The sequence below is a fragment of the Kosakonia sp. MH5 genome (assembly GCF_009935945.1).
GTDB classification, from domain to species: Bacteria; Pseudomonadota; Gammaproteobacteria; order Enterobacterales; family Enterobacteriaceae; genus Kosakonia; species Kosakonia radicincitans.
Genome location: NZ_QODH01000024.1, coordinates 1 through 9,668, shown reverse-complemented (window position 1 = coordinate 9,668; position 9,668 = coordinate 1). Strand labels below are relative to the sequence as shown.

Sequence of the window (9,668 nt, the reverse complement as noted above, 5' to 3'; positions counted from 1 at the left end):
TCGCTCAATATTCGTAACCAGCAAGCGCATACCCTGAATCACCTAATAGCGTAATTTTCAGGGTATGAAAGTCTATACCTCGCTCAGAGCGGACCTTCTGCTCAGTGAGTTTGTCCGCTCCGTGCCAGGAGCGGACGTAGAGAGAGTAAGAGCTTAGCTCATCACATTGGTCCTACATACCTGACAGGCCACAACAATATTTTGCCATTCTTGACATCGTTCCCGATCAGACAGATCGAAGATTGAAAGTGAAAAATATTTCCATTATTCTGGAAATATAGAATCATTAGTTATGAGGGCAAGTATGGAACTGAACGTTGCAGCGACGGTGCTGAAAGAGCTCGGACATGCGACAAGGCTCGGTATTTACAAAATCCTGATCAAAGCAGGACCTCAGGGCATACCCGTAGGTGAACTTCAGAAGCAACTGGTGATCCCTGCATCCACACTGAGTCATCATCTTTCATCTCTGATTTCTGTATCTCTGGTTCGTCAGGAACGTCAGGGGAGAACGCTGTGCTGCCATGCCTGCTATGAGAATCTTGAAACACTGATTGCCTTTCTGACAGAAGAATGCTGCTCAGGGACAGATGGACAGCACAGTACCAATGACGACTTCGGAGAAAAAAATGATCGCTGAACTTAAGAATCTTGATGCAAACCTGTTTGATACCTCCATCACTGAGGCTCGGCTTGGCGTAGCTGAAGTACTTCATTCTCCCCGTATCCTCATGCTGTACGGCTCTGTACGCGAACGTTCCTACAGCCGACTGGCAACTGAGGAAGCAGCAAGACTGCTGACTGCGATGGGCGCAGAGGTGCGGATCTTCAATCCCTCTGGCTTGCCTCTTCCTGATGATGCGCCAGATGCGCATCCCAAAGTCATGGAGCTGCGTGAGCTGGTTCGTTGGTCCGAAGGGATGGTGTGGTGTTCACCTGAACGTCATGGTGCGATGACCGGCATCATGAAAGCCCAGATTGATTGGATACCTCTATCAGAAGGGGCAGTAAGACCTTCTCAAGGGAAGACGCTGGCCGTAATGCAGGTCTGTGGTGGCTCTCAGTCTTTCAATGCCGTTAACCAGATGCGCATTCTTGGCCGCTGGATGCGGATGATCACCATTCCAAATCAATCCTCTGTGGCAAAAGCCTGGCAGGAGTTTGATGAAGATGGACGCATGAAACCCTCGTCTTATTACGATCGCATCGTGGATGTGATGGAAGAGCTTATGAAGTTTACCCTGTTGATCCGGGGCTGCTCAGCCTATCTCGTTGATCGCTACAGCGAACGAAAAGAATCGGCAGAAGAGCTTTCTCGGCGGGTTAATCAGAGCAAAATCTGAGGGCTCGCATGAGTGAAGTAACAGCATTCAACAACTGCATGAGCGTGTTCTGGCGACAACATGAAGCTGAACTCTCTCGCTTTCTGACATCAAAGACAGGCGATAGAGAAAAAGCAGCGGACCTTCTGCAAGAGCTATTCCTGCGTGCCCGTGCTCATTCAGACAGTTTCTGCGAAATGGAGAATCCGCGAGCCAGTCGCGAACTGCCGCTGATAAATGACGTTACAGAGCAGTTTGCAAAGCGTATTGCATTAACACCACTGCAGAACGAAGAACCAGTGGGTGCGGCTCTGCTGGCAAAAATGGCAGGCTAATAGATGGGGCTGCGACCCCATCTTCTGTAGCCAAACTTTTGCTTATACAGATTATAAGTTTAAGTGCTTAACCTGCTGTCGCGAATTCCGGTAGTTTGTAAAACACCATTACTGGAGCAATTCGATGCACATTATCAAAGCTGAAGAACAGCACATTACCGCGATACGCAATATCTATGCTCACCATGTTCTGCATGGTACAGGTAGCTTCGAAACCGAACCTCCGGATACGCAGGAAATGTTTAACCGACTGAGGAGCATTCAGTCTCGGGGATTCCCATGGTATGTCGCTCTGCAGGGCGATACGGTCATCGGCTACTGTTATATTTCCCGTTACCGCGAACGCCATGCCTATCGGTTTACGGTTGAAAATTCGATATACATTGATCCGGATTATCAGCGACAGGGCGTCGGAAAAGCATTGCTCGCTCAAGCCATAAAATGGGCTGAGTCCCAGGGCTATCGTCAGATGATTGCTGTTGTAGGTGACAGCGCTAACGTCGCTTCTGTTGCGCTGCATATCCGCGCAGGATTTACTGAAACAGGTACATTAAAGGACATTGGTTTCAAACATGGCCGCTGGCTTGACACGGTTTTGCTGCAACTGAAACTTGGTGAAGGGAATAGTACTCTGCCAGAAGATTCAGATCTTATGCTCTGAGGCAGGAATAAGGGGGCATCTGCCCCTTTATATTTATTTCAGTCTTTAACTTTTTTGGCACCGATATTGAGAGAGTTTTGTTCTACCTACCGGAAATATCATCAGTTTTTCTCTTTCTGAAAACAATGCTTAACAGTAGAAAGGTAAGTTTGTATTCGAGCACCCAGGTAGCTGGTGGGAAATAAATCCCGTCTCCCCGAACAAAAATGTGACGTTTGAAACCGGGACACCGGATTTTGAGGGAATGCAATAACGGTGAATACATCTCCACTTAGCAGCAAGATAACCTGGTGCGTTGGTCTGACTCAGTTAATCAACTGGGGGATTACTTACTATCTGCTGGGGGCTTTTGGTAGCGCCATCGCTGATGATACGGCATGGGGGCAACCCCTTATCTTCTCCGGGTTGACGCTGGCGATGGGTATCATGGGGCTCATTTCACCGATATCCGGGCGATTATTAACGTTGATGGGTGGGCGCAAAGTCCTGCAACTGGGTGCCCTCCTGAATGGCCTTGGATGCCTGCTCCTGGCAACGAGTCATTCCTTCCACATTTATTTACTGGCTTGGCTGGTAATGGGGATAGGTATGCGCCTTTCACTTTATGATGCAGCCTTCGCCGTCCTTGTAAACCTTGCCGGGCCGACAGCCAGAACATCCATTACACAAGTGACCCTGCTCGGAGGTCTGGCTTCTGTGGCCTTTTGGCCCATTGGAGATGGTTTACTGGGTCTGTTGGGCTGGCGATGGGGAGTAGGCTGTTACAGCCTGTTCGCTCTGATAAGCATCATGCTTTGTTTTTCTTTGCCTGATAACAGGAGAGAACCTGGCGCGCCCCTCCGCCAACCGACGGATCAAAACATCCAGCGCCTTGACCGGGACTATCTGAAATGCGGGTTATATGCAGCATTAATGACATTACTCAGTTTTCTGTCCACCGGAATTTCAACCCATTTACCCCTTATTCTGGCCAGTGCTGGTGTACCGGTATTTGTTGGTTCCTTATGGGGAGTGGGACAGGTCAGTGCGCGTCTCGGTGACATAGCGATGGGTAGTCGGGGATCTGCTCTGAGACTGAATCTGGTAGTGGGGATATTACTTCCTTGTTGTTTCATCATCAGCCTGCTTGGGCAGACATCTGTCTTAGGCACCAGCTTGTTTGTTCTTGGATATGGCGCCATCAACGGTTTGTCTACTCTGGTGAGAGCAACATTGCCATTGACACTGTTTGATCCAAGCCTGTACGCCAGTCGCATGGGAACATTGCTTATGCCGAGTTTTTTTCTGTCGGCACTGGCTCCCTCACTCTATGCCAGTTTTCGCGAGCGATTTGGGGATACCGGTATGCTGGTCATTTCACTGACCTTTGCGTGTGTGGCTGCAATTATAGCTATAGGGATCTATTTAGTTGGAAAAGAAAAACGGACACTACAGGAAGTGCCCGCTGATATAACATCTAACATTAATGAGTAGGTTAGCGCATTCGAATCTCACAACCGTACTACATTCCTTTATCCAGTTGTTCCAGTTGCTGTTGTAAAGAAAGGCGATCAAGCTTCTCAAACGGCAAACTCAGAAACAGTCTTATACGGCTGGCTATTTGCTTCTCGACATCCACAAATGCCTGGTACATTGCCTCCGAATCGCCCTTTGCGAGTGCGGGATCTTTGAATCCCCAATGGGCAGTCAGCGGTTGGCCTGGAAATACAGGACAGCCTTCATCAGCTATTTTGTCACACAGGGTGAAAATGAAATCCATTTTAGGGGAGTCGATTTGCTGAAACTGCAGGAGACTTTTACTTGACAGCCGGGAGATATCGAACCCCTGACTGCTCAATACTTTGAGCGTCAAAGGGTGTGGTGCTGAGGCCGGGTGACTGCCAGCACTAAACGCCTTGAATTTTCCACCACCGAGTTGATTCATCAACGCCTCGGCAAAAATACTTCTGGCTGAATTGCCGGTGCACAGGAAAAGAACATGATATGTTTTATCCATCATTTTAGCCTTTGAGTGAAAATCGCATAAGCTCTTCACCAGGCAGCTCTATTTATTGCTGCCTGGTAAAATGGAGCTATTTGATTACACGCTGCCCCTGCGCGTTGATCACTTTCTCTCCGTCTTCTTTGGTAAATTCACCTCTTTGGGCATCAGGCAAAATATCCAGAACCTCTTCCGACGGACGGCACAGTTTGGTTCCCAGCGGCGTCACCACAATCGGACGGTTAATCAGTATCGGATGCTGCAGCATATAGTCGATTAACTGATCGTCAGTAAATTTATCTTCCGCAAGCTCCAGTTCTTCATAAGGCTCAACATTTTTACGCAATAGGGCCCGTACCGTGATCCCCATATCTGCAATGAGTTTCACCAGCTCATCGCGTGACGGTGGATTTTCAAGGTAATGAATAACGGTCGGTTCGATACCGCTGTTACGGATCATCTCCAGCGTGTTACGTGACGTGCCGCAGGCCGGGTTGTGATAAATGGTAATGTTGCTCATATGTGTATCTCATTACAAAGTGAAAGAGAGACGTAGCGCCAGCGCGGCCAGCGTTACAAACAGCACAGGCAGAGTCATGATGATCCCGGTGCGGAAATAATATCCCCAGGTGATGGTCATGTTCTTCTGTGAAAGTACATGCAGCCAGAGCAGCGTTGCCAGGCTACCAATAGGTGTAATTTTTGGCCCCAGATCGCAGCCAATCACGTTGGCGTAGATCATCGCCTCTTTAATAACGCCGGTTGCAGTGCTGCCATCGATAGAGAGAGCTCCAACCAGCACAGTTGGCATGTTGTTCATGATGGAAGACAGGAAAGCCGTCAGGAAGCCAGTACCCAGCGTCGCGGCCCAGAGTCCTTTATCCGCCAGCACGTTCAGCACACCTGAAAGGTATTCGGTTAGCCCGGCGTTGCGCAGACCGTAGACCACCAGGTACATCCCCAGTGAGAAGATGACGATCTGCCAGGGTGCGCCACGCAGCACTTTGCCGGTGTTAATGGCATGGCCTCGTTTCGCCACTGCAAACAGAATTACCGCCCCAACTGCAGCAATCGCGCTTACGGGGATCCCGAGCGGCTCGAGGACGAAAAAACCTACCAGCAGAAGAATCAACACTATCCAGCCGGTGCGGAACGTTGCCGGATCTTTAATTGCTTTTGCCGGTGTCTTAAGGAGAGCCAGATCGTAAGTCGGCGGGATATCCTTGCGGAAGAACAGATGCAGCATAATCAGCGTGGCAACAATGGCTGCGATATCGACCGGGACCATCACCGATGCATATTCGGTGAATCCCAGACCAAAGAAGTCCGCCGAAACGATATTCACCAGATTCGACACGATAAGCGGCAGGCTGGCAGTATCGGCAATAAACCCGGCAGCCATGACGAATGCCAGCGTCGTGCCTTTGCTGAACCCTAATGCCAGCAGCATGGCGATGACTATCGGCGTCAGAATAAGTGCCGCACCATCGTTGGCAAACAGTGCCGCTACCGCTGCACCGAGCAGGACGATCCAGGTAAAGAGCAAACGGCCACGACCATTGCCCCAACGGGAAACATGCAGCGCTGCCCATTCGAAAAAACCGGATTCATCGAGCAGCAGGCTGATAATAATCACGGCAATAAAGGTCGCTGTCGCGTTCCAGAAGATATTCCAAACCACCGGAATATCGCCCACATGTACAACGCCAGATATCAGAGCCAGTCCCGCGCCCAGCATTGCACTCCAGCCGATCCCTAATCCCTTCGGTTGCCAGATAACCAAAACAATGGTCAGGACAAAAATAGCGCCTGCCAGTAACATAAAACCTCCTGACAGGGCGACTTTGCCGCCCTGTATATGCAAAAAAATTAACTCATCAACTCTCTGAGCTTTTCAATACCGGCGGGCTCTGACGCCAGCACCGGGACAAGCGCTATACGGTCAGCGTGCTGATTCTTAACAGCCTCAATCTGAGGCTGTTCCTGCCGGGCTCGCTGGCAAAGCAACGGAGAACGCGTATCCGCAATGGAAAGGCAGTTATTGATAATCCAGCCCCACGGATGAATCCCTGCTCTTTCAAGGTCAGTCTGCAGGTTTGCCGCTTCCAGCACCGGTGTGGTTTCAGGAAGCGTAACCAGTAGCACTTTGGTTCGCTCCGGGTCCTGAAGCTGCATCATTGGGGTAGTAAAATGACCTTTATTCCCCATTTTTTTGGCAATTTCACGGTGGTAAGCCCCGGTCGCATCCAGCAGCAACAGCGTGTGTCCAGTGGGAGCAGTATCCATGACAACAAACCGCTTACCCGCTTCACGAATTACTCGGGAAAAGGCCTGGAATACGGCAATTTCTTCAGTACAGGGAGAGCGTAAATCCTCTTCCAGTAGTCGTTTCCCTGCTTCATCCAGATCTCTCCCCCTTGTCTCAAGGACATGCTGGCGATAACGTTCGCTTTCATCGTGTGGATTAATCCTGCTGACCTGCAGGTTATTAAGGCTACCGTTAAGCGTGGAACTGAGATGTGCAGCGGGATCTGAGGTGGTGAGATGCACATCAAATCCCATATCCGCCAGCTTTACGGCGATGGCAGCAGCCATCGTGGTTTTCCCTACGCCACCTTTGCCCATCAGCATAATCAGGCCGTGTTCACTGCGGGCGATATCATCGACCAGTCCAGAGAGCGATAAGTTATCAGGCGTGTACAGGACGTTCGTTGCAGGCAGCGGTAATGCTCCTGCACGGGTGTCCAGCAGTCCCTTCAATGCAGACACGCCAACCATGTTGACTGGCTGTAGTAATAAGGTATCTGTCGATAGCTCAGATAAACCAGCAGGAAGATTTGCCAGTGCCTCCTGCTCCCGTTGCCATATCGCAGCGGCCAGGGCGTCATGTTCAGCTTCGGCTGCAGGCAGCACACCATTAATAACCAGGTACTGGTTTTTCAGGCCAATTGCAGCCAGTTCTTCATGGGTGCGGGCGACTTCCTGCAGCGTAGATTTTTGTAGTCGTGCAACCAGAACCAGGCGGGTACGTTCAGGATCGGATAACGCCTCTACCGCATGAGCATACTGCTCATGCTGCTTTTCCAGCCCGGCCATTGGGCCAAGACAGGAAGCACCATCCGGGTTACTCTCAATGAAGCTACTCCAGGCACCGGGAAGCTGTAGAAGGCGAATAGTGTGTCCCGTAGGCGCTGTATCAAAAATGATGTGATCGAAGCGGGTCAGCAGGGAAGCGTCTGTCAATAAGCCGGTGAACTCATCGAACGCCGCAATCTCAGTCGTACAAGCTCCTGAAAGCTGCTCGCTGATACTGTTAACAATGTCATCAGGCATAAGGCCTTTGATAGGATCAACGATTCTGGAGCGGTATTGCTGGGCGGCTTCCTGCGGGTCAATCTCCAGAGCGGAAAGTCCAGGAACTGCTGTCACAGGGCGAATGGTGTTACCGATAGCCTGATCGAACACCTGACCGACGTTGGAAGCAGGATCGGTACTGACCAGCAAAACCCGCTTACCCTGTTCGGCAAGGCGGATAGCCGTCGCGCAGGAAATGGACGTTTTTCCTACGCCTCCCTTACCGGTAAAAAACAGGTAAGGCGGGATATTCTGTAAGAATTTCATATGTCCTCCTGACATATTCAGCAACAGGAAGTATTACCACCACAGCAGCTGGTGGGAGCTACCCCTACCTTCTCCAGCGGAATACCGAACCAGCGAGCCAGCTCAGCGCGTTTTGGGTATCGCCCTGCCATGACCTTTTCACCGTCCAACAGCAGTAGCGGAAGCCCTTCTGTTCCAGATGATTCGAGGAATGCTTTCGCTTTCTCGTTCTGAACAAAGCTCATGGGCTGCTGCGCCAGGTTGTAACGTTCAACCTGTACACCACGGCCTTTCAGCCACTGCACATCAGCAGAAAAATCAACCAGAACCTGATCGACATCTGAACCACATACGCCGGTACTGCAGCACATTGCCGGGTCAAACACCGTTAACGTTTTCATTCTGAATACCTCACATTTGAAAAATCATATATGTTCAGGCAAATTTTTTAGATACAAACAGCCTTACCGCTACCAGAGCAGTTTGCCGATGCCAGCTTACGGGCGATGGCCTGTACGTCGTCCTGTTGGCTTAACCAGGCCTGCTCAATCACCTGAGCAGCCCAGGAAGGAATATGCGGAGATAAGCGGTAGTGAACCCACTTGCCCTGTTTGTGATCCAGCAAAAGTCCACTTTCCCGGAGCATTGCCAGATGGCGGGAGATCTTGGGCTGAGACTGTTCCAGCGCCGTACAGAGATCACACACGCACAGCTCTCCCATCTCTCTAAGCAGCAACACGATGCCCAGGCGAGTTTCATCGGAGAGGTTTTTGAAGAGTTGTAAGGTGGCTAGTTGCATAGCTTCTCCTTTTCATTTGGTAACAGGATACGCTCTGGGATTATAAAATCAATAATACATATGGGAAAAAGGATGTGTTAATGTTCTGCGCCGTAATGGCTAACGTAGGGAAAATAGCGACAGCCGTACCAAGATAATGGCCTTGTATACATCCATATGTTCAAGTGTTTTCTCTTGGGCATAATCCCAAAAGATATTGAAACTGAAATTTCTGAATTTCCGCTGTTCGCTCACAGCGGACATGATTTCAGAAGATTTACCATACCCCCCTAATTACGCGCACCGCTAAAATCTGTTGAGCGCGTTTCTGACGTATCCCCGGTAAAAACAGTAACAAACCACCCGAAAATGGACGCCAGAAACGCGACTTAAGAATCTACGCTATGACTGCATATGCACTCAACTGAATAGCGTCAGCTTTCACTCCGTTTGACCCACCAGAGCCATGTTTCCGCCTGTTTCAGTAAGCTCCCTCCGGGTGATTTATGGCAAAGAAAATCGTCGCTTAATGAAAGGCACCTTTAAAAGCACTTTTAAGTGACCTATAATTGAGACTCTGAACAGGAGGATATATTATGGCATTTCAGGTTTTGACAACCACTGCAGCCAGCATTACAGAGCTTAAACGTGACCCAATGGGTACTTTCAATGCCGGAGAAGGTGCGCCGGTAGCCATCCTGAATCGCAACGAACCCGCTTTTTACTGTGTGCCACCGGCACTGTATGCTCAACTGATGGAAATTCTGGAAGATCAGGAACTGGGTCGTATTGCTGACGAGCGAATCGGTGAGGCGGTAATCGAGGTCAATATTGATGACCTATAAGCTGGCCTTTAATGAATCCGCTCTGAAAGAGTGGAAGAAACTGGGCCATACTGTGCAGGAACAGTTCAAAAAAAATGTATGGTTCGCCCCCGTTTTGCAAGCACACGATGATTAAAGCTGTTTGCGTTAATGTATCCGGCCTCTTG

The 9,668-nt window shown here is 49.9% G+C and carries 11 protein-coding genes and 2 pseudogenes; 7 read left to right on the top strand and 6 right to left on the bottom strand.

Features of this window, described 5'->3' with window-relative positions; genetic code table 11:
* Nucleotides 1-304: 304 nt before the first annotated feature.
* The 5 genes and pseudogenes from DK872_RS26965 (at nucleotide 305) to DK872_RS26945 (ending at nucleotide 3,791) form a co-directional block, all read left to right on the top strand.
* Nucleotides 305-640, top strand: a complete 336-nt coding sequence (locus DK872_RS26965; RefSeq protein ID WP_161519112.1) for a helix-turn-helix transcriptional regulator — start codon at nucleotides 305-307, stop codon at nucleotides 638-640.
* Nucleotides 630-1,343 (top strand): arsenical resistance protein ArsH, encoded by a 714-nt coding sequence (gene arsH, locus DK872_RS26960; protein WP_161519111.1) that lies wholly within the window; start codon nucleotides 630-632, stop codon nucleotides 1,341-1,343. The genes DK872_RS26965 and arsH overlap by 11 nt, the downstream gene beginning before the upstream one ends.
* A gap of 8 nt (nucleotides 1,344-1,351) precedes the next feature.
* Nucleotides 1,352-1,541 (top strand): annotated as a pseudogene (locus DK872_RS27755) (RNA polymerase sigma factor); the annotation flags it as partial.
* Nucleotides 1,542-1,781: 240 nt separating this feature from the next.
* A complete protein-coding gene (locus tag DK872_RS26950) occupies nucleotides 1,782-2,318 on the top strand; it encodes a GNAT family N-acetyltransferase (protein WP_161519109.1) in 537 nt (178 codons plus the stop codon).
* A gap of 255 nt (nucleotides 2,319-2,573) precedes the next feature.
* Nucleotides 2,574-3,791, top strand: coding sequence for an MFS transporter (locus DK872_RS26945; protein WP_370520938.1), 1,218 nt, complete (start codon nucleotides 2,574-2,576; stop codon nucleotides 3,789-3,791).
* A gap of 28 nt (nucleotides 3,792-3,819) precedes the next feature.
* Here the strand turns inward: DK872_RS26945 and DK872_RS26940 are convergent, their stop codons facing one another.
* The 6 genes from DK872_RS26940 to arsR all read right to left on the bottom strand — a co-directional run bounded on the left by DK872_RS26940 (nucleotide 3,820) and on the right by arsR (nucleotide 8,698).
* Nucleotides 3,820-4,317, bottom strand: a complete 498-nt coding sequence (locus tag DK872_RS26940) for an arsenate reductase ArsC (protein WP_161519108.1) — start codon at nucleotides 4,315-4,317, stop codon at nucleotides 3,820-3,822.
* Nucleotides 4,318-4,390: 73 nt separating this feature from the next.
* Nucleotides 4,391-4,819 (bottom strand): glutaredoxin-dependent arsenate reductase, encoded by a 429-nt coding sequence (arsC, locus tag DK872_RS26935; protein WP_161519107.1) that lies wholly within the window; start codon nucleotides 4,817-4,819, stop codon nucleotides 4,391-4,393.
* Nucleotides 4,820-4,831: 12 nt separating this feature from the next.
* The gene (gene arsB / locus DK872_RS26930) at nucleotides 4,832-6,121 is read right to left on the bottom strand and encodes an arsenite efflux transporter membrane subunit ArsB (protein WP_161519106.1); all 1,290 of its coding nucleotides are present in this window, start codon (nucleotides 6,119-6,121) and stop codon (nucleotides 4,832-4,834) included.
* A 47-nt stretch (nucleotides 6,122-6,168) separates the two neighbouring features.
* Entirely contained in the window at nucleotides 6,169-7,920 is a 1,752-nt protein-coding gene (gene arsA / locus DK872_RS26925) for an arsenite efflux transporter ATPase subunit ArsA (RefSeq protein WP_161519105.1), read from the bottom strand.
* A gap of 17 nt (nucleotides 7,921-7,937) precedes the next feature.
* Nucleotides 7,938-8,300: an arsenite efflux transporter metallochaperone ArsD gene (gene arsD, locus DK872_RS26920; RefSeq protein ID WP_161519104.1), complete on the bottom strand. Its 363-nt coding sequence runs from the start codon at nucleotides 8,298-8,300 to the stop codon at nucleotides 7,938-7,940.
* A 47-nt stretch (nucleotides 8,301-8,347) separates the two neighbouring features.
* A complete protein-coding gene (gene arsR / locus DK872_RS26915; protein WP_161519103.1) occupies nucleotides 8,348-8,698 on the bottom strand; it encodes an As(III)-sensing metalloregulatory transcriptional repressor ArsR in 351 nt (116 codons plus the stop codon).
* Nucleotides 8,699-9,273: 575 nt separating this feature from the next.
* On the opposite strand from arsR, the gene DK872_RS26910 reads away from it, so the two are divergent.
* Together DK872_RS26910 and DK872_RS27420 are read left to right on the top strand one after the other, a co-directional pair.
* A complete protein-coding gene (locus DK872_RS26910; protein ID WP_161519102.1) occupies nucleotides 9,274-9,522 on the top strand; it encodes a type II toxin-antitoxin system Phd/YefM family antitoxin in 249 nt (82 codons plus the stop codon).
* A pseudogene (locus tag DK872_RS27420) lies at nucleotides 9,512-9,601 on the top strand (type II toxin-antitoxin system RelE/ParE family toxin); the annotation flags it as partial. The gene DK872_RS26910 and the pseudogene DK872_RS27420, both read left to right, overlap by 11 nt.
* Nucleotides 9,602-9,668 lie beyond the last annotated feature (67 nt).